Genomic DNA, 22,241 nt, shown 5'->3' on the forward strand with positions numbered 1-22,241 from the left:
CGGAGCGCATGTCGAGCCTCGAATCCCGATTCCTCGCGTTCACGTCGCGCCTGATGATCCGGCGCGTCGCCGATGGCCCGACGTTCGACGTCGCGGCCTTCCGGCGCTCGATGGACGCGCGGCTCCTGCTCCCGGCCTTCCTGCCGCGCGGACTGCGCGTGGAGGCGTCCCGCGAGCCGAAGCTTCCGGGCGAGTGGCACACGCCGGCGGACGTCGCGCCGCGGCGCACCATCCTGCACCTGCACGGCGGGGCGTTCATCGGCGGCTCGCCGCGCGGGTTCCGTCCCTTCGCGGGGTGGCTCGCCGCGCGGTCGCGCGCGCGGGTGATCTCGCTCGACTACCGGCTCGCGCCGGAGCATCCGTTCCCCGCGGCGCTCGACGACGCGGTCGCGGCGGTGCGCGCGCTCTACGCCCTGGGCGTCGCGCCCGCGTCGCTCGGACTCATCGGGGACTCGGCCGGTGGCGCGCTCACCCTCGGCGCGTTGCTCGCCCTGCGCGATGCCGGCGACCCGCTCCCCGCGGCCGCGGCGCTCATCTCGCCGCTGACCGACCTCGCGAACAGCGGCGCCTCCTTCCTCGGGAACGCCGCGACCGACAGCGTGCTCTCGCCGCGGCATGGGCTCACGCTCGCGCGGATGTACGCCGGGGACCATCCGGTGGAGCACCCGTTGATCTCGCCGCTCTATGCCGATCTGAAGGGCCTGCCGTCGCTGCTCATCCACGCGAGCGACAGCGAGATACTCTTCGACGATTCGCGTCGACTCGCGGAGAAGGCGCGCGCGGCGGGGGTCGCGGTGGAGTTCACCGTCTTCCGCGAGATGATGCACGACTGGCACGCCTCGGTGCCGCTGACGCCGGAGTCGCGGCATGCGATGAAGGGCGTGGGGGCGTACTTTGCGCGCCGAGTAGGCTGAAGGCTGAAGGGTGAAGGGTGAAAGTGGGGGCTTCTGCCTTCTGCCTTCTACCTTCTGCCTTCTACCTTCTACCTTCTGCCTTCTTCTCCATCTCCGTCATCAAACATCGGTCCTGCACCACATCGATCCCCGCGCGGGCCAGCACTTCGGCCGCCGCGTCATGGCGGATCCCCGACTGGAACCAGACTGCCCCCGGCTTCGCCGCGAGCAGGTCGTCCAGGTGTGACGGAATGTCCTGCGGGCGCCGGAAGACGTTCACCAGGTCGACGCGCGTGCCGATCCCCGCGACCGTCCGGTGGACCGGTTCGCCGAGCATCGCCGTGAGCTCCGGGTAGTAGACCGGCACCGGATGGATGCGGAGGCCCGCGCGCTGGGCGAAGGCGGGGACGAAATGCGCCGGGGCGCCCGTTTCGGGCGTCTTGATGCCCAGGACCGCGACGGAGCGGACCCGGGCGAGCAGGGCGGCGACGGCCTCGTCGGATTCCAGCAGGTGGGTGCGCCAGTCGGTGGTCATGGAGTGAAATCAGCCCTCGGTCCGAGTAGATTCAAGGGCTGTCCACCTTGGCTCCACCCGCTCGGAGATCCTCCATGAAGATGCTCGTCCTCGGCGCCGGCCTGCAGGGTTCGGCCTGTGCGTATGACCTCCTCCAGAACCCCGACTGCACGGAAGTGCGGCTCGCGGACAAGTCCGTCGACCACCTGCCCGCCTTCCTCCAGCCGTACGTGGGCGGGGAGCGGCTGAAGCTCATCACGCTCGACGTGAAGGACCCCACGGCCGTGTCGGTCGCCATGCGCGGCGTGAAGGCCGTCATGTGCGCCATCCCGTACTACTTCAACCTCCCGATGAGCGAGGCCGCGATCGCGGCCGGCGCGCACTTCTGCGACCTCGGCGGGAACACCGAGATCGTCGAGCACCAGAAGCAGCTCAACGAGCGGGCCGCGACCGCGGGCGTGACCGTGATCCCGGACTGCGGCCTCGCGCCCGGCATGGTGAACATCCTCGCGCAGCTCGGCATCGACCGCCTGGACTCGACCGACACCGTCCGGATCTTCGTCGGCGGTCTGCCGCAGCATCCCGAGGGCCCGCTCAAGTACCAGATCGTCTACTCGATCGAGGGCGTGCTCGACTACTACACGACGCTCTCGTGGGTCGTGCGCGACGGGAAGCGCGTGACGGTGAAGGCGCTCAGCGAGATCGAGCCGGTGCAGTTCGAGGCGCCGGTGGGCGAGCTGGAGGCGTTCCACACGGCCGGCGGCCTCTCGACGATGGCGCACCGCTACGAGGGAAAGATCCCGACGATGGAGTACAAGACGCTCCGGTACCCGGGACACGCGCGGATCATGGAAGCGATCCGCGAGCTGGGCCTGCTCGAACTGGAGCCGGTCGACGTGAAGGGCACGAAGGTGGTGCCGCGCGAGCTCGCGATCGCGCAGATGCAGCCGCGCCTCACGAAGAAGAACTCGCCCGACCTCGTCGCGCTCCGCGTGGTGGTGAGCGGGACCAAGGGCGGGAAGCCGCAGACGCACACGTTCGAGCTCGTCGACCGCTACGACGCGGCGCACGGGATCAGTGCGATGATGCGGACGACCGGATACTCGCTCTCGATCACCGGTCAGCTGCAGGCCGAAGGGGCCGTGAAGCCGGCCGGCGTGCACACGCCGGACGAATGCATGCCCGGCGAGCGGTACGTGACCGAGCTCGGGAAGCGCGGGATCCTCATCCGGCAGACGGTCTCGTAAGTCGCCGACACGCCGTCAGCGTCGCGCGGGGGCATCGGGGAATCCCCGGTGCCCCCTTCGCTTCACCCGCGGACAAGTGCGCCGATACTTGGTGGACCACCGTCCGGCGCGCTGTGGTGACCGCCGGTCCCGCGGGGTAGTACGGGAACGGGACCGTGTCCCCGCGAGTATACCCATCCAGCCCCCAGCACCGATGCGTCCCTCATCCCCACGTCAGGAGGTCACGATGCCCGAGCAAGCGTTCGTCGTGAAGACCTACCCGAACAGCGTGGAAGCGGAGTTCGCCCGTGCGGTGCTCGACGCGAACGGCATCGTCTCGATGCTGCTGAAGGACAACGCGAGCGGCATGCTCCCGTTCCTCGACGTGCTGCACCCGGTGCGGCTGGTGGTGCGGCATCGCGACGTCGACACGGCGGTGCGGCTGCTCGATGCGACGGCGGCGAGCGATCCGAAGGGAAAGCCCCCGCTGCTCAGCTGACCAGCCGGGGCGCGCCGCCGACGGCGCGCCCTTCTCTCAGCGCGAGAAGTTCGCCAGCGTCACGCCCATCGCGTCGATCGCGGCGCGGGCGCGCCAGAGTTCGCGGCCGTTGTAGATGAACGAGAACGCGAGCTTCTCGCCGTTCTTCGCCGTGACGTAGCCGCCGAGCGAGGTGACCTCGCCGGTGGTGCCGGTCTTCGCGCGCAGGTTCCCCTGCGCCGCGGTGTAGCGCATGCGGGACCGCAGCGTCTCGGTGCGCCCGGCGACCGGCAGCGAGGCTTGCAGGACCTGCGCCCACGGGGCCTGCGCGCTGTACCCGAGGAGCATGACCATGGAGCGCGGCGTCACGCGGTCGAGCGTGGAGAGGCCGCTGCCGTCGGCCGCGTAGACCGAGGCGGCGCCGACGCCGACGCGGTCGGTCATGAAGGTGCGGAGCGACTCGTTGGCGATGTGGGCCGATCCAACCGCGCCGCCCGACCGCGCCGCGTTCCGGAAGAGCAGCTCGGCGAAATGGTTGTTGCTCTCGCCGTTCATCTTGGCGACGAGCTGAGCGAGCGGGGGCGAGGCCCACGCGGTGACGCGCGTGGCGCCGGCAGCGGCGGCGCCCCCGCGGACCCGCCCCTCGACGGTCACGCCCCGCGCCTCGAGCGCCGCGCGGAAGGCCGCCGCGACGTACTGCTCGGGCTGCTCCACGACCACCTGGTAGGTCCGCACCACGCTCCGCGCGCCGATCCAGCCGCTCACCTTGAACTGCTGCGTGAGCGTGTCCTGCCAGACGCGGATGGAGGCGCTGCGGCTGTTGGGCCGGATCGTCACCGTGGAGCGCAGCGAGAGCCCGCTCACCGGCTGCGCGAAGGCCACCTGCGCGCCGCGCGTCGACGGGCGCACGGTGATGTGCGCGAGGTTCTCGTTGTAGGAGAGGGCCGAGACGCGCGCGGCGTAGCTCGCCTGGAGGTAGCGTGTGCGCCACCCCGCCGGCACGCGCTCGCCATCGAAGGCGCTCGCGTCGCCGATGATGTCGCCCGTGACGCGGGTGATGCCGGCCCGCGCCACGAGGTCGGCGAGCGAGTCGAGTGGCCGCGCCCCGCGATTCCACTCCACGTAGCGCGGCACGAGGGACGGATCGCCGTTGCCCTTCAGGATGAGGTCGCCGCGGACGACGCCCCCTTCGCCCACGGCCCCGGAGCGCAGGACCTCGGTGCGAAACTGGTGCGCCGGCCCGAAGCGCTCGAGGGCGATCGCCGAGGTGTAGAGCTTCATCGTCGACGCCGGCAGCAGGAGCTCGTCGGCGTTGTGCGAGTAGAGCGTGTCCCCGTGGGAGAGCGAGACGACCATGACGCCCCACTGTCCCGAGCGCGCGGCGTCGCGGACGAGCGACGCCAGGTGCTCGCGCAGGTCGGGGGTGCTGGTGGGCGTGGCGGCGCGCAGCGTCGCGCGCGCAGTGGTGCTCCGCGAGGTGGCGCGGGGGGCGGGGCGCTTGGCAGCCGCGGCGACGGTCGGTCGGGCCGTGCTCGATCGGGTCGTCGCGGTCGGCGTACGGGCGGGCGCCGTGCTCGGAGCCTTGGTCGGTGCCTTCGTCGCTGCCGTGGCCGGCGCCTTCGTCCCCGTGGGCGTCTGCGCGTGCCCCCCCGCCGGCGTGGCGGTGAGCAGGGCAGCGAGCAGGAGGGAGAGGAGCCGACGCATTAAGGGCATTCTACCGGGCTTCGAGGAGCGGGGCGAGCGCCGGACGCGCCCACCTCAAGCCTTACCCCGTGGCGCCGGGGTCAGCGCGCCGGACGGGACAGGGACAGCAGGAGGATGACGACCATCCCCCTCCCTGGGTGACGCGGAATGCAACGCTGCTTCGGGGTATTGCCGGGCAGTCGGTCTGACCGCTCAGCCAGCCGCCTGCGCGCCCGCCCGATCATCGCGCTGGGACTGCACCCACTTCAGGAAGATCACCGACGTGAGGAGGTAGAAGAACAGCCCGCCGGGGATCCACATGATCAGACCGCCGAGCCGCTGGTCCTCGAGCGGCGAGAGTCCCCAGAGCCGCGGCGCGCTGGCGTAGGCCGGGTAGAGCACATGATCCGAGTAGACGATGAAGATCGATATGACTGTCATCGGCAGGGTCATGAGGAAACTGTAGAGCATCTGGCCCGGATAGCTGAGGCGCGGGAGCTCGGGGAGCGGGCTCAGGAGCGGCCACCAGGCCAGCACGGCCGTGACGAGGAACATGAGGTGCTGCAGGATGTGCACCTCGTGGTAGTACATCGCCGAGTTGTAGTTCGGTGGGAGGTGCCAGAAGGCGAGCGTGAGGTTGAAGATCGCGAAGGCGGCGCGCGGCGTGGTGACGGCCCGCGCGACGGCGGCGACGTGCCGCTGCGCGAGCGCGGGACGGAGCATCCAGCCGGGCACGCCGAGGAGCAGCAGCGGTGGCGTCACGAAGGTGAGCACGAGGTGCTGCACCATGTGGCCGGTGAAGAGGTAGTAGTCGCTGATGTCGTGGACGGGCCCGTTCAGCGTCCCGAACATCGCGCCGAGTCCGAGCAACAGGCACAGGCGCTGCAGCGCCGTCGGGCGTCGCCCGTCGGTGCGCGCGTGGACCGCCGCGCGCCACTCGTAGAGTCCCCAGAGCGCGAGCAGCCCGATGACCGTGCTCCAGTGGAGCGTGAAGCCCCCCTGGGAGAGGTCGACCTTGGGATGCAGGAAGAGAATGGGGTGCACGGAGGCCGATGGAGACTGAAGGAGTGAGGCTGAAAGATAGTACCCGCGGGTACTTCGTCCCCGCATCCCGCATCAAGTGAAGAACGGGGCCCCGATGCGGAGGCCCCGTTCTTCCTTCATCCTGCTTCCTTCATCCTGGGATTGGCGCTACAGCGCCACCTTCCCGAACAGGAACATCAGCGCCATCAGCGTGCACATCGCGATGATCAGCGAGCCGGTGAACACGACCCGGAACAGCTTGTGGTCGAACTTGAGGTGCATGTAGAACAGGCAGACGATCGCGAACTTCACCGCCGACATGAAGAGCAGGGCCGGGTTGAAGAGCGGCGAGGCGACGAGGGACGGGATGTAATAGGCCCAGACCTCGACGACGGTGATCGCGGTGAGGATGATCGCGATCGTGAGGTACTGGTTGCCCGTCGGGTGGTGATGCTCGGCGTGGCCGTCGTGCTTGGCGTCGTGGGACATGGTCAGTTCCTCGCCGTCACTGGATGAGGTAGATGAGCGTGAAGATCGCGATCCAGACGACGTCGACGAAGTGCCAGTAGAGGGCGCAGATGTCGACGAGGAGCTCGTCGTTCTTGCCGGCGAGGCCGCGCGTGCGGTCGATCCAGAGCAGCGTCATCAGCCAGAGCACGCCGACGGTGACGTGGGCGCCGTGGAAGCCGGTGAGCGTGAAGAAGGACGAGCCGAAGAGGTTCGTCTTGATCGTCAGCCCCTCGTGGACGAACGAGGTGAACTCGTACGCCTGGAAGCCGAGGAAGGTCGCGCCCATGAGCGCGGTCGCGGCGAGCCAGAACTGCGACGAGCGCTGGATGCGCTCCCACCAGCCGGCGCCGGTCGCGAGCGGCTTGCCCTTGAGTTGGACGGCCTGGAGGGCGAGCACCATCGCGAACGACGACATGAGCAGCACGAACGTCGAGGCCGACGTGACCGGGATGTCGAGGATGGGCTTGAAGACCTGGCCCGTCTCGGACGTCCACGCCTCATGCGGGAAGGGCCCGACGACCGACTTGCCCTTGTAGATGAGGTAGGTCGAGATCAGCGAGGCGAACAGCATGCACTCGGACCCGATGAAGGTCCAGATCGCGATCTTCCGGTTGTCGAGGCCGGTGGTGGTGTAGTGCACGTGCGCGTGGCCGTCGTCGTGCCCGTGGGCCCCATGGGCCCCGGAGGCGTGCGCGGCAGCGGTGTGTGAGGACACTGTCGTGGTCTCCGGTTACTCGAGGGGGGCGGTGAGCCACGCGTACAGGCCGCCGATGAGCATCGCGGCGCCGGTCAGCGTGATCGTCATCGAGACGGCGAACATCCCGTTGCGCAGGAAGAGGAGGCCGCTGAACATCACGACCATGCCGACCGCGGTGAAGAGCGGCTTGGCGGTCGGGAACGGCATCGGGATGCCGAGCTCCTTCGCCGTGTAGGTCTCCGTCTCCTCATGCATCGGCGTCGAATGCGCGGCCTCGATGGCCGCGGAATCCGCCGCCGAGTGGTCCGCGCCGGCCGACATCTCCGGGTGTTTGAGGTCCCAGAGCGGCGAGCGCGAGGTCACCGTCGGGATCTTGGCGAAGTTGTACTCGGGCGGCGGCGAGGGGATCGACCACTCAAGCGTCGCGGCGCCCCAGGGGTCGCCGCTCGCGACCGCGCCGGTGGTGCGGCTGCGGACGAAGTTCCAGATGAAGACCGCGGTGGCGACCACGAGCAGGTAGGTGCCGTAGGTCGACATCAGGTTGAAGAGGTCCCAGCCCTGGCCGGCGTCGTACTGGTAGACGCGGCGCGGCATGCCGAGGAGCCCGCTGAAGTGCATCGGGAAGAACGTGAGGTTCATGCCGATGAGATTCAGCCAGAAGTGCACGTTGCCGAGCCCTTCGTTCATGAAGCGGCCGGTCATCTTCGGGTAGTAGTGGTAGATGCCCGCGAAGATGCCCATGATCGACCCACCGAAGAGCACGTAGTGGAAGTGCGCGACGATGAAGTAGGTGTCGGTCTGCTGCAGGTCGGCCGGGGCCGACGAGTGCATGACGCCCGAGATGCCGCCGATGGTGAACATCGCGATGAGGGCGATCGCGAACTTCATCGGGACGGTGAACCGGATCTCGCCCGCCCACATCGTGGCGATCCAGTTGAAGATCTTCACGCCGGTCGGGATGGCGATGAGCATCGTCATCGTCGCGAAGATCGAGTCGGCGACCGCGCCCATGCCCACGGCGAACATGTGGTGGGCCCAGACGCCGAAGCCGAGGAAGCCGATCATGATGCCCGAGTAGACCATCACGTTGTAGCCGAAGAGCGGCTTCTTCGAGAAGGTCGGGAGCACCTCCGACACGAGGCCGAAGGCGGGCAGGATGAGGATGTACACCTCGGGGTGGCCGAACACCCAGAAGAGGTGCTGCCAGAGCAGCGGGTCGGCGCCGGCGGCGATCGAGTAGAACGTCGTCCCGAAGAAGCGATCGAACAGCAGGAAGACGAGCGCGACGGTGATCGGCGGGAAGGCGAGGACGAGCAGGAACTGCACGACGAACGACATCCAGGTGAACATCGGGAGCCGCATGAGCGACATGCCCGGTGCGCGCAGGTTGATGATCGTCGTGATGAAGTTGAACGCCGCCGCGAGCGACGAGACGCCGAGGATCTGGAGGCCGATCACCCAGAAGTCGATGTTCGGGCCGGCGGAGAACTGGTTGGTCGTGAGCGGGGCGTAACCGAACCAGCCGCCGTCGGGCGCGATCTGGAACAGGATGGGCAGCGTGATGAAGATGCCGCCGAGCAGGTACACCCAGTACGAGAAGGCGTTGAGCCGCGGGAAGGCGACGTCACGCGCACCGATCTGGAGCGGGATCAGGTAGTTGAAGAACGCGGCCGAGAGCGGCATGACGGCGAGGAACACCATCGTCGTGCCGTGCATCGTGAACAGCTGGTTGTACGTCTCGGCCGAGACGAACCCCATGTTGGGGCGCATGAGCTGCGTGCGGATGAGCACCGCCTCGAGCCCGCCGACCATGAAGAAGAAGAGCGCGGTCCAGAGGTAGAGCGTGCCGATCCGCTTGTGGTCGACGGTGGTGATCCAGCTCCAGATCCCCGTGTTCTCGCCGGACGCGGCAGCGCTGCCGGAGCCGGCATGCGTCGGGGTTGCGATGGTGGCCATGTTGGGGGGCTCCGGTTACTTGAGTGACAGCAGGTAGGCCACCACGTCCGCGATCTGCCGGTCGTCGAGGCCCGCCGTGACGGTCATCTTCATGATGGGGTCGTATTCACCGCGGCCGATCGTGTTCATGATCGAGCCCGGCTTCAGGTGGCGCGCGTTCTTGATCCAGCGCGCCAGCGTCGGGCCGTCGTTCTTGTAGAGTCCGCCAGCGATCGTGTGCCGCGAGGCGACGTGCGTCAGGTTCGGTCCGATGTTCGAGACCGCGCCCGGGAGCCCGTTGATCGCGTGGCAGCCGATGCAGCCGCCGAGCATGAAGCCCTGCGTCGCGCCGCGCGTCGCGTCGCCACCGGCGAGGAGCGCGTCGTCGTAGGCGAGCCCCGCCGGGATCGGCGTCTGCGGGACGACGTGCGCGGGGAGCTGCTCCCTCGGGAAGACGTAGCCGCTCGGCAGCGCCGTCGTCGTGTCCGCCGTGGCGGCGGCCTGCCCGGGATTGGACGCCGTCACGACCGGCGTCGCCGGCGGGGCCGACGGGTTGAAGACCGCCGGGCTCGCCTGGTGCCGCGCCCACGACGCGAACTCGTCCGGCTGCACCGTGTACATGCGGATGCGCATGTTCGCATGGCTCGCGCCGCAGTACTCGGTGCAGAAGCCGTTCCACGCCGAGCTCTTCAGCGTGTCGCTCGGCGTGAACCAGAGGTAGTTGGTCCGGTTCGTGATGAGATCGCGCTTGCCGCCCATCTGCGGGATCCAGAAGGAGTGCAGCACGTCCTTGGTGGTGAGCACGAAGTTCACCGTGCGGCCGACCGGGACGTAGACCTCGTTGGCGGTGACGATGCCGAGCTCCGGGTAGCGGAACTCCCACCACCACTGGTGCCCGATGACCTCGACCGTCAGCGAACCAGCGGGGGCCGGCTTCTGCGTCTCGAAGATGGTCTTCACGGTGGGCACCGCGATGAGCACGAGGATGATCGCCGGGATGGCGGTCCAGGTGATCTCGAGGGCCGCATTGCCGTGGATCTGCCGGGCCGGCGCGCCACCCGGGCGCTTGCGGTACCGGATGATCGTGAAGATCAGCGCGGCTTCGACGACGACGAAGACGATCGTCCCCCAGAACACGAGGCGGGAGAAGAGCGCGTCGATCGAGGTGTTGAAGTCGGTCGTGTGGTTGAACGTGGAGTTCGGATACTCCGTCAATCCACACGCGGAGAGCGTGAGCAGGACCGCCAGGGACAACAGGGCGGGCGCTGCCGAGCGCAGGCGCAGCTTCGGCATCTTGGGGATGGCTGGGGGGAAGGCGTGCCGGAGTGCCGCTGCGACGCTGACTCCGGCCGTACAAAAAGCGCTGGAAAGCTACCCCACCCGAATGGGTAGGGTCAAGGATAAAGCGGACCACCTGTCAGGTATTATCCGTAGGTGCGGCAAAGACTTGAGTCCCATCGGACGCTTCGTCCCGCCGTCGGGGCGCCTTCGTTCATCCGTCGCCCGGCCCTCAGCCCGCCGCGGCCCCGCCTTCGCCTCCGCCGTCGCCTCCGCCGTCGCCCCCGCCGTCGCCCCCGCCGTCGCCCCCGCCGATCAGTCCGGCGAGACCTCGATGGCCACCGCGTGCTGCTCCTTCACCTTGGTGCACATGATGTCGAGCGCCTGGCGGATCTGCCCGACGTACTCGCGCATCGCCCGGACCTTGGTCTGCTCGCCGCCCCCGCGCCCGGCGGCGAGGATCATGGCCGAGACCTGATCGGCGATCATGCCGAATTGTCCCTTCAGCTGACCCTGGAGAGGGGTCGCGATGCGCTTGATCTGCTGGGGGATGACCCCAGCCCCGCGCTGGTTCTTCACGTCGATCGCCATCCGCTCCACGTGGCCGTGGATGGTCTGGATGGTCGAGAGGGCCTCTTCCAGCGTCTTCATCTTCTGGGCGCCTGCGCCGTCGAGCTTCGTGCCGGCCATGGTCAGCTCCTGGTCCCGGTCATGCGGGACGGGTCGAGGATCTCGTCGATCTGTTCGCGCGTGAGCAGGCGCTTCTCGAGCAGGAGCTCGACGACGCCCCGGCCGCTCTCGAGCGCTTCCTTCGCGACCTGCGTGCAGACCTCGTACCCCAGTTCGGGGAGGAGGGCGGTGACGAGGCCGATCGACCGCTCCACGGCGTCGCGCATGACCTTGGGGTTGGCGACGATCCCCGTGACGCACTTCTCGCGGAGCACCTGGCAGGCGTTCCGGAGGGCGCTGATGTTGCGCAGCAGCCGGAAGGCGATGATCGGCTCGAAGACGTTCAGCTGGAGCTGCCCCGCCTCGGCCGCCATGGTGACGGTCACGTCGCCACCGATCACGTCGAAGCAGACCTGATTGACCGCCTCGGGGATGACAGGATTCACCTTCCCGGGCATGATGCTCGAGCCGGGCTGCATGGCGGGGAGGCGGATCTCGCCGAGGCCGGTGCGCGGGCCGCTGGAGAGCAGGCGGAGGTCGTTGCAGACCTTCGAGAGCTTCACGGCGCAGCGCTTGAGCACGCCCGAGACCTGCACGAAGGCGCCGGTGTCGCTGGTCGCCTCGACGAGGTCGGGGGCGGTGATCATGACGAGGCCGGTCACCGCCGAGAGCTCGGCGCGCACGCGCTCGGTGTAGCCGCGCGGCGCGGTGATGCCCGTGCCGATCGCCGTCGCCCCCATGTTCATCTCGCGCATGAGGGCCTTCGCCTCCTCGAGCCGTTCCACGTCCTCGGCGATCGTATGCCCGTACGCGTTGAACTCCTGGCCGAGGGTCATGGGGACGGCGTCCTGCAGCTGGGTGCGCCCCATCTTGATGTGCGGCGCGAACTCGGTGCCCTTCGCGAGGAAGGCGTCCACGAGCAGGCGCATCTGTTCCTGGAGCCCGCCGATCGCCGTGTGCAGCGCGATGCGGATGGCGGTCGGATAGACGTCGTTGGTGGACTGCGCGAGGTTCACGTGCTCGTTGGGGTGCACGCGCGTGTAGGTCCCGCGCGGTTCGCCGAGGAGCTCGAGGGCGCGATTCGCGATGACCTCGTTGGCGTTCATGTTGGACGAGGTGCCGGCGCCGCCCTGGATCATGTCGACGCGGAAGTGCTCGTGATGGCGCCCGCCCTGGATCTCCTTGCAGGCGCGCACGATGGCGTCGAAGACGTCCTCGGGGAGGTCGGGGTGGCCGTGATTCGCGCGCGCGGCGGCTTCCTTCACCTGCGCGAGCGCGACGATGAGCTCGGGGAAGTCGCGGAGCGTGACGCCGGTGATGGGGAAGTTCTCGATGGCGCGCATCGTCTGGACGCCATAGAGGGCGGCGTCGGGCACGTCGCGCTCGCCAAGGAGGTCGTGCTCGCGGCGGGTGGCGCCGGAGGCGGCGAATCCGAGGAGGCGTCCCTGCCCGGTGAGGGACGCATCGGCCTGGCGGAGGCGGTCGCGGATGGCGCGTGCGCTGCGGCTCACGAGGGCGGCGTAGAGCTGGGGGCGGTCCTTGAGGAGCGGCTCGAGCGCTTCCTTGGAGAAGCGCATGGCGCGGGTGGGGACGGTGGCGCGGCCGGTGGTGCTGTGGGTGTGCTCGTCGAGGAGGATGCTCTCGCCGATGACGTCGCCGGGGCCGAGGGTGGAGAGGCGATGCGGGATGCCGTCGACCGTGGACTCGATGGCGATGTTGCCCTCGAGGAGGACCCAGAAGGCGCGGCGCGGGGCGCCGGATTCGAAGAGGGTCTCGTTGGGGGCGTAGTCGAGCTGTTCGCCGGCGCGGGTGAGGTGCCAGAGCAGCTGTTCTCCGATCGCTTCGAAGAACGGGATGCGGGAGAGGTCCGGTATCGTCATCCTATCAAGGTAGTGCGGGATGCGGGGGTGTGAACGGCGATGCGGGGCGTACGGGCGGTACGGGGTACGGGGTGGGGGCGGGATACGGGGACCTGCCACATCGTCCCTGGACGGGCGGGCATCCCTGATGCGGGATGCGGGATGCGGGGGCGTGCGAACGATGACACGGCGCCGGCGGACGCACGGTATCCTAGCGCATGACCAACAGCGATACGGAGTACCGGGATCCGCTCGAGCGCCTTTCGGCGTACCGGCTCGGGTTGGAGGCGATGCGGGTGGCGCGGATCGACGCGGGGGATATCGCGGCTCAGGCGACGATGCGGGAGGTGGCCGCTCAACTGCTGCGCGCTGCCGCGTCGATCCCCGCGAACATCGCGGAAGGGTAATCGCGAGGCACCACGCCCGAGCGACGCACGTTCCTCGAATACGCCCTCGGCTCCGCACGCGAGTGCGTCGTCTGGTACGAGACCTCCGAGCATCCTGATCGCGCGGAGCGCCTCGAGCGCTTGACCTCGATCCGTCGACTGCTGCTGACGATGATCCGCACCGCACGCGCGAGCGTGAGAGCCGACCAGATGCGCTTCCAGAAGTAGTCCCCCTCCGCACCCCGCATCCAGCATCAGGGATGCCCGCCCGTTCAGGGACGATGCGGAGGGGCCCCGCATCCCGTCCCCATCCCGTACTCCGTACCGCCCGTGCACCCCGCATCGCCGTTCCCCCCGCATTCCGCATCGAGAGCCACGAGGATAGCTTCGCCGTGTCCCCAACCCCGCATCGCATGTCCACCCGTCGCGATTTTCTGACCACCTCCGCGGCCGCCGCCGCCGCCCTCTCCCTCAAGCCGAGCCAGGCCCAGGCGTCCGCTCCCCGCACTCCTGCGGCCCCGAGACCGGTCGTCATCTCGAGCGCGAACGGCCTCCGCGGCGTGAAGGTCGCCTACGACCGGATCACCAAGGGCGCGGACACCCTCGACGCCATCATCGCCGGCGTGAACATCCAGGAGCTCGATCCCGACGACCAGTCCGTCGGCATCGGGGGCCTCCCCAACGCCGATGGAGTCGTCCAGCTCGACGCGAGCTGCATGCACGGTCCGACCAAGCGCGCCGGTTCCGTCGGGGCCATCGAGGGCATCGCGACGCCGAGTCTCGTCGCCAAGGCCGTGATGGACTACACCGACCACATCATGCTCGTCGGCGAAGGCGCCAAGCGCTTCGCGCTCGAGATGGGCTTCAAGGAGCAGGAGCTCCTCACCGAGAAGACCCGGCAGGATTGGCTGCGGTGGAAGGCGCGGCTCAACAAGGACGATGCCTGGCTCGATCACGATGATGACGTCGCGATCAAGTTCACCACCGGCACCATCAACATGAACGCCGTCAACGCCACCGGGGACATCTCCTCGGTCACCACCACCAGCGGGATGGCGTGGAAGATCCCCGGGCGCATCGGCGACTCGCCGGTGATCGGCGCGGGACAGTACTGCGACAACACCGTCGGCGCGGCGGGCTCGACCGGACGCGGCGAGGCGAACATCAAGGTCTGCGGCGGCTTCCTCACCGTCGAGTTCATGCGGCAGGGGCTCGCGCCCGAGGTCGCCGTGCTCAAGACGCTCGAGCGGCTCGTCGCGATGACCGAGAGCCGGCTGCTGCGGGCCGACGGGCGCCCGAACTTCGACATCCAGTTCTACGCCGTCGCCAAGGACGGCCGCTACGCGGCCGGGACGCTGTACGAAGGCGCGCAGTTCGCGGTGTGCGACGAGAAGGGGGCGCGGTTGGAGAAGTGCGTGCACCTGTATCCGAGGCCGGCGCGGTGAATCGTGGCGCGGCGGCGGATGAAGGCTGAAGGATGAAGGGGGGCAGGCCGTTCGGCCTGCCCTTCTTGCATCCAGGGACCCGGGAATGCAGAAGGCGAGGCCGAACGGCCTCGCCCCTTTCCTCCTTCAACCTTCATCCCGAGGTCATCCCCCGAACGCCGCCGCCGTCCCCGTCACCCGGTCCGCCGCGCTCACCAGCGCATTCGCCGCCGCGGCGATCTCCTGCGTGCTCGCGCTCTGCTCCTGGCTCGCCGCCGCGACGTCGTGCATCGCGTTCGCGAAGCTCTGGGTGCCCGCCGAGAGCGAGTCGAGCTTCGCCGTGATCTCGGCCGCGAGCGCCTTCCCTGACGCTGCCGTGCCCGCCATCGTGCCGACCCACTTGTCGGCACCGTCCACCGCGACCTCCACCTGCGTGAAGGCCTGACGCCCGTGCGCCGTCGCCGCGCGCACCGTCTCGACCGTCGTCAGCGACCGCGCGCTCGTCTCGCGCGCGACCTCCATCTGCGCGATCAGCTCCTGCATCAGCTGATCCGTGTGCTCCGCCGCCTCGGCGCTGCCCTGCGCGAGTCGCCGGACCTCGTTGGCGACCACCGTGAAGCCCTCTCCCTGTTCGCCGGCGCGGGCCGCCTCCATCGCGGCGTTGAGCGCGAGGAGCTTGGACTGGCGGGCGATCTTCTGCACCAGCACCACGAAGCCGCGGATCTGGTCGGAGGCCGTGGCGAGCGACTCGGTCGCGTTGGCGCTCGCCTGCACATCCATCAAGAGGGCATCGAGGCGCCGGGCGCTCTCGTCGAGACGCTCGTGGCTCTCCTGGGCCAGGGCCTTGAGCCGCTGGTTGCGGGCGATGCCGTCGGCCGCGCCCTCCGACACGGTCGACGCGAGCGAGTTGAGGCGACCCGCGTCCAGCGAGAGGAGGCGGATGGTGTCCGCCATGTCCGTCGCCTGCATGCTGAGCGCGCTCGCCGTCTCGGCGATCCCCGACGCCGCAGCGGCCATGTGCTCGGTACCGCCGGTGATCTCGTTCGAGCGGCGCGCCGTCTCCGAGGCGTTGTCGCGCAGGAGCGTCCCCATCTGCCGCAACTCCCCGGACATCACGACCATCGCCCGGGCGAGCCGTCCGAGCTGGCCGCCCGCATCGATCGCCGAGGGCGTGCGCGTGAGGTCACCGGCGGTGATCGCCTCGGCGACGTCGGCCAGGTCCTTGTTCTGGCGGCCGATCGCCGGCGAGATGAACCAGCGGAAGATGCCCGCTGAGAGGCCGAGGGCGAGCGTGAGGCCGAGGGCGAGGAGCAGCAGGAAGCCACCGCTCTGGGCCATCGCGGCGACGCGGGTCCAGAAGACGATCAGGAGCAGCGTGAAGGCGGCCAGTCCGCCGATCGCCGCCCACCCCGAGAGCCGGTCGAGGATGTGATCCCGTACCGGCGCCTGGGTGGCGGGGTCTCGCAGTTTGGTGCCGGGTGCCGCCGCGGATAGATTGCTCAGATTCCCACTCACAGACGATGACCGCTCCCGTTGAACCGATCGGCTACGAGCCGTCGGCCGTCGAAGCACGCTGGCGCCAGCGTTGGGCCGAGCGCCGCACCCACCAGACGGACATCGCCACCGGCGAGCGTCCGTTCTACGCGCTGATGATGTTCCCGTACCCTTCCGCGGAAGGGCTGCACGTCGGGAACCTCTTCGCCTTCACTGGCTGTGATATCTACGCGAGGTTCCAGCGCCTGCAAGGCCATACGGTCTTCGAGCCGCTGGGCTACGATGCGTTCGGCATCCACTCGGAGAACTTCGCGCTGAAGGTCGGGAAGCACCCGATGCAGCTCATCCCGAGCAACATCGCCAACTTCCGCCGCCAGCTCGACCGCGCCGGCCTCATGGTGGACTGGACCAAGTCGGTCGACACGACCGACCCGTCCTACTACAAGTGGACGCAGTGGGTCTTCCTGCAGCTCTACAAGCAGGGGCTGGCGTACAAGAAGGCGGCGGCCGTGAACTGGTGCCCCTCGTGCAAGACCGTGCTCGCCAACGAGCAGGTCGAGGGCGGCACCTGCGAGCGTTGCGGCACGGTGGTCGAGCAGCGGTTCCTCGAGCAGTGGTTCTTCAAGATCTCCGACTACTCGGCGCGGCTCCTCGGCAACCTCGAGCGGCTCGACTGGTCGGAGACGACGAAGCAGGCGCAGCGGAACTGGATCGGTCGCTCCGATGGCGCGCGGCTCCGCTTCCGCGTGCTCGACGCCCTCGCCGACGCCGGCAGCGCGGCCGTCTCGGTCACGTCGGAGACGCGCGTCGACGAGCCCGTGATCGAGGTCTTCACGACGCGCCCCGACACGATCTTCGGGGCGACCTACCTGGTCCTCGCGCCCGAGCATCCGCTGGTCGACGCGATCACGACGCCGCAGCAGCAGGGCGTCGTCGCGGAGTATCGCGCGCGCGCGGCCAAGCAGGACATCGTGAGCCGCAAGACGACGAAGGAGAAGACGGGCGAGTTCACCGGGGCGTACGCGGCGAACCCCGCGACCGGCCAGCTCATCCCCATCTGGGTCGCGGACTATGTGCTGATGGAGTACGGCACCGGCGCGATCATGGCGGTGCCGGGGCACGACGAGCGCGACTTCGAGTTCGCGACGAAGTTCGACCTGCCGATCGTGCGCGTCGTCGCGGGCGAGGGGCAGGACGCCCGCACGCCGTTCGCGGGCGAGGCCTATGTCGGCGACGGAAAGCTCGTCAACTCGGGGCAGTTCGACGGCATGCCCGTCGACACCGCCAAGCGCACCCTCACCGAGTGGCTCGAGGGGATGCACGCGGGGCAGTCGGTGACGAACTACCGCCTGCACGACTGGTGCATCTCGCGGCAGCGCTACTGGGGGCCGCCGATCCCGATCATCTACTGCGACGCCTGCGGCACCGTGCCGGTGCCCGAGTCGCAGCTGCCGGTCGTGCTCCCCAACATCCCCGACTTCAAGCCGGACGATTCCGGCATCTCGCCGCTCGCGCGCCACGAGGAGTGGTTCCACGTCCCGTGCCCCACCTGCGGCAAGCGGGCGCGGCGCGAGACCGACGTGAGCGACACCTTCCTCGACAGCGCCTGGTACTTCCTGCGCTATCCGAGCGTGGGGCGCGATGATGTCGCCTTCGATGCCGCGACGACGCGGAAGTGGCTGCCGGTGACGACGTACATCGGCGGCAACGAGCACGCCGTGCTGCACCTGCTCTACTCGCGCTTCATCACGATGGTCCTGCACGACATGGGGATGCTCCACTTCGAGGAGCCGTTCACCAAGTTCCGCGCGCACGGGCTCATCATCCGCGAAGGCGCGAAGATGTCCAAGTCGAAGGGGAACGTGGTCAACCCCGACGACTACATCGACCAGTGGGGCGCGGACTCGTTCCGCACCTACCTGATGTTCCTCGGACCCTTCGAGGAGGGCGGCGACTTCCGCGATGCGGGCATCAGCGGCGTGAAGCGGTTCCTCGACCGCCTCTGGGCCTCGGTGCGCGACTGCACGTCCGACGGCGCGCCCGACCCCGAGGTGATGAAGAAGCTCCACGCGACCATCAAGAAGGTCGGCGAGGACGTACCGGCGCTGAGCTACAACACGGCGATCGCCGCGATGATGGAGTACATGAACACGCTGCGGAAGGGTGAGCGCAGCTGCCATCGCGCCGAGGTGGAGCCGGTGGTGCAGCTCGTCTCGCCGTTCGCGCCGCACATCGCGGCCGAGCTGTGGGAGATGCTCGGGCACTCGGAGAGCGTGTTCGACGCCCGCTGGCCCGCCTTCGACCCCGCGCTGCTGGTGAGCGACACGATCGAGCTCGTCGTGCAGGTGGGTGGCAAGACCCGCGGGAAGCTCGTCGTCGCCAAGACCGTGACGCAGGACGAGGCGCTCGCGGCGGCGAAGGCGGATCCGGCGATCGGGAAGTTCATCACCGGGGAGCCGAAGAAGGTGATCCTGGTGCCGGGCCGGTTGCTCAACGTCGTCGTCTGAGAACCCGCCACTCCCGCGATCGCGACGAGGGGCTCGCACCGTCCAGGTGCGAGCCCCTCATCCGTTCCGCCGTGCACGGCGCCCACGCCGGGGCGCCGCCGAACCCTATCGCGAACTCCGGCTCGCCGACCCGCCCTTCTCCGACACCACGCTGACGGTGAACGGCCCCGTCCCCTGCACGAGCCACTTCACGCGCACGAGCCCGTTGCCCGGGATGTTCCGCACGAGCAGGGTGGACGGGTCGCGCTTCTGCTCGGTGGCGTCGCCGTTGAGTGGATTGTCCACGAGGAACCCGGCGATCACGCGCCCCCCCGTCAGCGTCACGCGGTCGGGACGCGAGATGCGGTTCTCGAGGTCCTGCTGGGTGTGCGTCGGGGCGAGTTTGGTGTTGAGCACCACGGCGGTCACCTCCGTCACCCCGCCGCCGAGCGCGCGCGTGGTCACCGAGTCGACCGCGACGAGCGGCATCTGCGAGGTCTGGAAGAGCGTGAACATCATGTTGCGATGCGCATCGCTCTGGAGGAGGAATCCCGGCTCGACGCGGCCGAAGTTCTTCTTCGTCCCGCCGACCTCGACGCGCCCGTACTGTGGGTGGTCGACGGTGGTCCACTCGACGAACGCCTCGCCCATCAGCAGCAGGCGATTGAAGCGCGACTCGGTGGTCTGGTAGCGGCGCGCGTTCGGATCGAACGGCCCGTCGTCGGCGGCGTTGGTCCGGTTGAAGTAGAGGAACGGCGTGAACAGCTCGTTGCTGAACGTCAGGATGCCGCGCGCGCCGTAGAACCAGTCGAGCTCGCCGCCCCACACCGTGTAGAGGTCCTTCCAGACGATCATGTAGCGATAGCCCGGGAGGATCTCCTCGCCGGTGCGCCCGATCACGTCGAACACCTGCACGTCCTGCGGACGGTACTCGTCCTGCGGGACGCCGGGGCCGCGCAGCAGCATGCCGCCCGAGTTGTGATAGCTCTGCGCCCCGGCGATGTTCGGGTGCGCGGTCACGAACCGGATGATGTGCTGCGTCTCGACGAGCGAGGTCGGGTACGGGTCGGACCCGCCCTGCACGTACTGCGGCGCCCAGCGCCACGGCCAGTTGCGGTTGGGGTCGTAACCGCCGTCGGCGTCTTCGTTCACGAAGCCGTCGCCGTCGTTGTCGAAGCCCTCCTGCCCGAGCAGGTCGTACTCGCCGCGCTCGCCCGGCCGCACCGGCACCATCAGGCGCGGATCCTCTGGCGAGACCCGGAAGCGCCCGTTCACGTTGCGCCGCCGCATCTGCGTGATGTGCCCGTCGCCGTTCAGGTCGTCGAGGTTGTCCTCGTCCACCCGCCCGTCGCCGTCGCTGTCGCGCGGGGAGAGCCCGGTGCGGGGCGAGCTCGCCGTGTTCGGCTTGTGCATGAAGTGGTCGCGCGCGTCGGGGTTGATCGTCGGCACGATGTAGAGCGTGTACTGGTCGAGCAGCGAGTCGACCGCCGGCACGCGCTCCGCCATCTCGGCGAGATACCAGGCCGTGTAGAGCGAGAACTCGGCGCCCTGGATCTCGTTGGAGTGGATGTTGCCGTCGATCCACATCGCGGGTTTCCGGTCCGCGTCACCGACGGCGAAGTTCGTCACCGTGAGGAGCACCATGTCGCGGCCGAGCGTGCTCTTGCCGATCGACCCGACCTTGATGCGGCCGGGATGCGCCGCGCCGAGCCGACGGGCGATCTCGACGATCCCGGCGTGGTCGTAGAAGCGATCCCACGCGACCGCGACCTTGGGGTCCGGCGGTGACCCGAGCGCGGCGAGCGCACCCGCGATCGGCGCCTGCGTCGCGCGCGCGGTCGGTGCCTGGGCCTGCAGCGCCAGCGGCGCGAGGCTCGTCACCGCGAGAAGGAACAGCGTCTTGCGCATCTTCGCTTACCTCGCCCGAAGGGTGATGGTCTCGGTCGCGCTGCCGGCATTCGGCGCGCCCACGGTGAGGGTGACGGTGGCGCCGGCATCACCGACGACCAGCCACTCGAACCGCTGCACCGAGCCGCTCCCGCGGAGCGCGTCGATGTATTGCACCTTCCGTCCACCGGCGAGCGACTGCCCGGCGCCGAGCGCGATCTCGACCTTCACGCGACGCGGGAGTCGCGACCGCACGCCGATCGCGGCATTCGTCGGCAGGTACCCGCCATTGGTCACCTCGGCGCTGATGCGCCAGGTGCGCGGCCCGACCGCCTCGACCTTCGCCGGGCCGGTGAGCGCGACCGACGGGAGCATCTTGACGAGATCCACCACCCAATCCGCCTGCTTGCGTCCGAGCGAATCGAGCGTCGACGCGGCGGGGTTGAGCGCGGCGCCGGGGGCCATGCCGCCGACCTCGACCGGCTTGCCGTCGATCGTGAACCCGGGGACCACCTTCCACTCGACGAATCCGGCCGGGTCGTTCGCCTTGAGCCAGCGATAGTCGTTGCGCTCGGCGGCGAGCGGATCCGGCGTCGGGGCGCGACGGCCGGCGGCGGTGTCGGCCGGGGCCTTCCCCGGCCACCAGACGCGCGAGCCGAACGCGAAGCGTCCCATATGGAAGTAGGACCAGGAGAGCGGATCGCCGGACTCGGCGGCGCTCACCGGATCCTGCCCCACGACCGGCCGTGGCGCGCGCTTGGCGATCTCGGCGAACCACGCGTTGTCGGCTGGCAGTGTGGCCGAGAGCGGCCCACCGGCGCTCGTGCCCTGCGGATTGCCGCCGATCCCGGGGACGGTCCGTCCCTCCCACGGCTTCACGAGGTTGTCCTGCATCCCGAGCACGTACACGGCCGCGATGTTCAGGCGCGCGGTCACCAGCTCGGCGATCGCCCGTGACTCGGGAGCCGAGAAGGCGTGCTGCCCCGCGCCCGGCGCGAAGAAGGTGTAGTTGTGCGCGAAGTTGATCGCGAGGTCGGTGCCGCCGGGCCCGTCCTCGTTGTACGCCTCGTCGCCGTCGTCGTCCTTGCCCTCGACGAACAGGCGGTGCGTGCCGCGCTCGCCCTTGGTGGCGTCGGCGCGGCGCATGAGGGCGGGGTCGACCGGGTCGACCATCCACTCCCCGCCCGCCTCGACCTTCACGCGCATCATGGTGATGAGGCCGTCGCCGTTGAGGTCGTCGGGCGCATCCTCGTCGAGCGTGCCATCGCGGTCGTCGTCGTCCTTGCCGTCGTTGCCGCGACGCTCGGCGCGCACCGGCGCGAAGAACGCCTCGGCGGCGTCGGGATTGAGGCGCGGCACGACGTAGACCGTACGAGCGGCGCCGCGGCCGTCGGCCGTGCCGGCGCGTCCGGCGAGTTCGCGGATGAGTCGCAACGCGACCTCGCTCGAGGCGACCTGCGGCCCGTACGCGCCGGCGAGCACGAGGAGCGCCGGCTGATCGTCGGCGGTCCCGATCCGCACGAGGTGGACGGGGCGCCCGCCCGGCGAGGTGGCGATGGTGGAGACGGTCACGACGCCGGGCTTGGCCCGCGCGACGGAGTCGAGGACGGCGGCGAGGCGTGCGGCGGTGTGGTACCCCGCCGTGCGCGCCTGGGCACCGAGAGGGATCGTGCCGAGCGCCGCGACGGCGAGCCCGGCGATCCAACGGACCGAGGATGTGGTAGGCATGGACCGACTGAGGGTGATGTGGGTGCGCCCGGAACATACGCAGGCGGGACGCCCACGGTTGACCTGCCGCG

At 69.2% G+C, this 22,241-nt stretch carries 18 protein-coding genes; 6 read left to right on the plus strand and 12 right to left on the minus strand.

The features are described 5' to 3' along the window. Positions 1 to 8 precede the first annotated feature (8 nt). Positions 9 to 914, plus strand: coding sequence for an alpha/beta hydrolase (locus IPJ78_11410; GenBank protein MBK7907155.1), 906 nt, complete (start codon positions 9 to 11; stop codon positions 912 to 914). 61 nt (positions 915 to 975) lie between these two features. Here IPJ78_11410 and IPJ78_11415 read toward each other — a convergent pair whose 3' ends face one another. Next, on the minus strand, positions 976 to 1,428 hold the full coding sequence (locus IPJ78_11415; protein MBK7907156.1) for a CoA-binding protein: 453 nt from the start codon (positions 1,426 to 1,428) through the stop codon (positions 976 to 978). Positions 1,429 to 1,502: 74 nt separating this feature from the next. Here IPJ78_11415 and IPJ78_11420 point away from each other — a divergent pair, with 74 nt between their 5' ends. Both IPJ78_11420 and IPJ78_11425 read left to right on the plus strand, forming a co-directional pair. After that, complete coding sequence (locus IPJ78_11420; protein MBK7907157.1) at positions 1,503 to 2,654, plus strand: saccharopine dehydrogenase NADP-binding domain-containing protein; 1,152 nt, start codon at positions 1,503 to 1,505, stop codon at positions 2,652 to 2,654. Positions 2,655 to 2,880: 226 nt separating this feature from the next. Continuing rightward, entirely contained in the window at positions 2,881 to 3,132 is a 252-nt protein-coding gene (locus IPJ78_11425) for a DUF2007 domain-containing protein (protein MBK7907158.1), read from the plus strand. A 36-nt stretch (positions 3,133 to 3,168) separates the two neighbouring features. On the opposite strand, the gene dacB is transcribed toward IPJ78_11425, so the two are convergent. The 8 genes from dacB to IPJ78_11465 form a co-directional block, all read right to left on the minus strand. Then, entirely contained in the window at positions 3,169 to 4,815 is a 1,647-nt protein-coding gene (gene dacB, locus IPJ78_11430) for a D-alanyl-D-alanine carboxypeptidase/D-alanyl-D-alanine-endopeptidase (GenBank protein MBK7907159.1), read from the minus strand. A 192-nt stretch (positions 4,816 to 5,007) separates the two neighbouring features. Further along, complete coding sequence (locus tag IPJ78_11435) at positions 5,008 to 5,838, minus strand: cytochrome c oxidase assembly protein (protein ID MBK7907160.1); 831 nt, start codon at positions 5,836 to 5,838, stop codon at positions 5,008 to 5,010. A gap of 147 nt (positions 5,839 to 5,985) precedes the next feature. Next, positions 5,986 to 6,306, minus strand: coding sequence for a cytochrome C oxidase subunit IV family protein (locus IPJ78_11440; GenBank protein MBK7907161.1), 321 nt, complete (start codon positions 6,304 to 6,306; stop codon positions 5,986 to 5,988). A 16-nt stretch (positions 6,307 to 6,322) separates the two neighbouring features. After that, positions 6,323 to 7,042 carry a cytochrome c oxidase subunit 3 gene (locus tag IPJ78_11445; GenBank protein ID MBK7907162.1) on the minus strand — a complete coding sequence of 240 codons (720 nt, stop codon included), beginning with the start codon at positions 7,040 to 7,042 and terminating at the stop codon, positions 6,323 to 6,325. Positions 7,043 to 7,057: 15 nt separating this feature from the next. Continuing rightward, a complete protein-coding gene (ctaD, locus tag IPJ78_11450; GenBank protein ID MBK7907163.1) occupies positions 7,058 to 8,980 on the minus strand; it encodes a cytochrome c oxidase subunit I in 1,923 nt (640 codons plus the stop codon). A gap of 15 nt (positions 8,981 to 8,995) precedes the next feature. Next, positions 8,996 to 10,252 carry a cytochrome c oxidase subunit II gene (gene coxB / locus IPJ78_11455; protein ID MBK7907164.1) on the minus strand — a complete coding sequence of 419 codons (1,257 nt, stop codon included), beginning with the start codon at positions 10,250 to 10,252 and terminating at the stop codon, positions 8,996 to 8,998. Positions 10,253 to 10,552: 300 nt separating this feature from the next. Continuing rightward, a complete protein-coding gene (locus IPJ78_11460; GenBank protein ID MBK7907165.1) occupies positions 10,553 to 10,927 on the minus strand; it encodes a hypothetical protein in 375 nt (124 codons plus the stop codon). Positions 10,928 to 10,929: 2 nt separating this feature from the next. Next, positions 10,930 to 12,786, minus strand: coding sequence for an aspartate ammonia-lyase (locus IPJ78_11465; GenBank protein MBK7907166.1), 1,857 nt, complete (start codon positions 12,784 to 12,786; stop codon positions 10,930 to 10,932). Between the two features lie 197 nt (positions 12,787 to 12,983). On the opposite strand from IPJ78_11465, the gene IPJ78_11470 reads away from it, so the two are divergent. Beyond that, positions 12,984 to 13,172 carry a four helix bundle protein gene (locus IPJ78_11470; GenBank protein ID MBK7907167.1) on the plus strand — a complete coding sequence of 63 codons (189 nt, stop codon included), beginning with the start codon at positions 12,984 to 12,986 and terminating at the stop codon, positions 13,170 to 13,172. 392 nt (positions 13,173 to 13,564) lie between these two features. After that, positions 13,565 to 14,596, plus strand: coding sequence for a N(4)-(beta-N-acetylglucosaminyl)-L-asparaginase (locus tag IPJ78_11475; protein MBK7907168.1), 1,032 nt, complete (start codon positions 13,565 to 13,567; stop codon positions 14,594 to 14,596). A gap of 144 nt (positions 14,597 to 14,740) precedes the next feature. Here IPJ78_11475 and IPJ78_11480 read toward each other — a convergent pair whose 3' ends face one another. Next, positions 14,741 to 16,090 (minus strand): methyl-accepting chemotaxis protein, encoded by a 1,350-nt coding sequence (locus tag IPJ78_11480; protein MBK7907169.1) that lies wholly within the window; start codon positions 16,088 to 16,090, stop codon positions 14,741 to 14,743. 26 nt (positions 16,091 to 16,116) lie between these two features. Between IPJ78_11480 and IPJ78_11485 the strand changes: the two genes are divergently transcribed. Continuing rightward, on the plus strand, positions 16,117 to 18,576 hold the full coding sequence (locus IPJ78_11485; protein MBK7907170.1) for a leucine--tRNA ligase: 2,460 nt from the start codon (positions 16,117 to 16,119) through the stop codon (positions 18,574 to 18,576). Positions 18,577 to 18,681: 105 nt separating this feature from the next. Here the strand turns inward: IPJ78_11485 and IPJ78_11490 are convergent, their stop codons facing one another. Together IPJ78_11490 and IPJ78_11495 are read right to left on the minus strand one after the other, a co-directional pair. Then, the gene (locus tag IPJ78_11490) at positions 18,682 to 20,463 is read right to left on the minus strand and encodes a peptidase M14 (GenBank protein MBK7907171.1); all 1,782 of its coding nucleotides are present in this window, start codon (positions 20,461 to 20,463) and stop codon (positions 18,682 to 18,684) included. 6 nt (positions 20,464 to 20,469) lie between these two features. Then, positions 20,470 to 22,170 (minus strand): hypothetical protein, encoded by a 1,701-nt coding sequence (locus IPJ78_11495; protein ID MBK7907172.1) that lies wholly within the window; start codon positions 22,168 to 22,170, stop codon positions 20,470 to 20,472. Positions 22,171 to 22,241 lie beyond the last annotated feature (71 nt).

The organism is Gemmatimonadota bacterium (genome assembly GCA_016714015.1).
Lineage (GTDB): Bacteria > Gemmatimonadota > Gemmatimonadetes > Gemmatimonadales > Gemmatimonadaceae > Pseudogemmatithrix.

What these genes read in the sequence shown, in the direction of transcription:
- IPJ78_11410 (MBK7907155.1), top strand. Translation starts at nt 9, where the DNA reads ATGTCGAGCCTCGAATCCCGATTCCTCGCGTTCACGTCGCGCCTGATG.
- IPJ78_11440 (MBK7907161.1), bottom strand. Translation starts at nt 6,306, where the DNA reads ATGTCCCACGACGCCAAGCACGACGGCCACGCCGAGCATCACCACCCG.
- coxB (MBK7907164.1), bottom strand. Translation starts at nt 10,252, where the DNA reads ATGCCGAAGCTGCGCCTGCGCTCGGCAGCGCCCGCCCTGTTGTCCCTG.
- IPJ78_11415 (MBK7907156.1), bottom strand. Translation starts at nt 1,428, where the DNA reads ATGACCACCGACTGGCGCACCCACCTGCTGGAATCCGACGAGGCCGTC.
- dacB (MBK7907159.1), bottom strand. Translation starts at nt 4,815, where the DNA reads ATGCGTCGGCTCCTCTCCCTCCTGCTCGCTGCCCTGCTCACCGCCACG.
- ctaD (MBK7907163.1), bottom strand. Translation starts at nt 8,980, where the DNA reads ATGGCCACCATCGCAACCCCGACGCATGCCGGCTCCGGCAGCGCTGCC.
- IPJ78_11475 (MBK7907168.1), top strand. Translation starts at nt 13,565, where the DNA reads ATGTCCACCCGTCGCGATTTTCTGACCACCTCCGCGGCCGCCGCCGCC.
- IPJ78_11465 (MBK7907166.1), bottom strand. Translation starts at nt 12,786, where the DNA reads ATGACGATACCGGACCTCTCCCGCATCCCGTTCTTCGAAGCGATCGGA.
- IPJ78_11495 (MBK7907172.1), bottom strand. Translation starts at nt 22,170, where the DNA reads ATGCCTACCACATCCTCGGTCCGTTGGATCGCCGGGCTCGCCGTCGCG.
- IPJ78_11460 (MBK7907165.1), bottom strand. Translation starts at nt 10,927, where the DNA reads ATGGCCGGCACGAAGCTCGACGGCGCAGGCGCCCAGAAGATGAAGACG.
- IPJ78_11490 (MBK7907171.1), bottom strand. Translation starts at nt 20,463, where the DNA reads ATGCGCAAGACGCTGTTCCTTCTCGCGGTGACGAGCCTCGCGCCGCTG.
- IPJ78_11470 (MBK7907167.1), top strand. Translation starts at nt 12,984, where the DNA reads ATGACCAACAGCGATACGGAGTACCGGGATCCGCTCGAGCGCCTTTCG.
- IPJ78_11425 (MBK7907158.1), top strand. Translation starts at nt 2,881, where the DNA reads ATGCCCGAGCAAGCGTTCGTCGTGAAGACCTACCCGAACAGCGTGGAA.
- IPJ78_11420 (MBK7907157.1), top strand. Translation starts at nt 1,503, where the DNA reads ATGAAGATGCTCGTCCTCGGCGCCGGCCTGCAGGGTTCGGCCTGTGCG.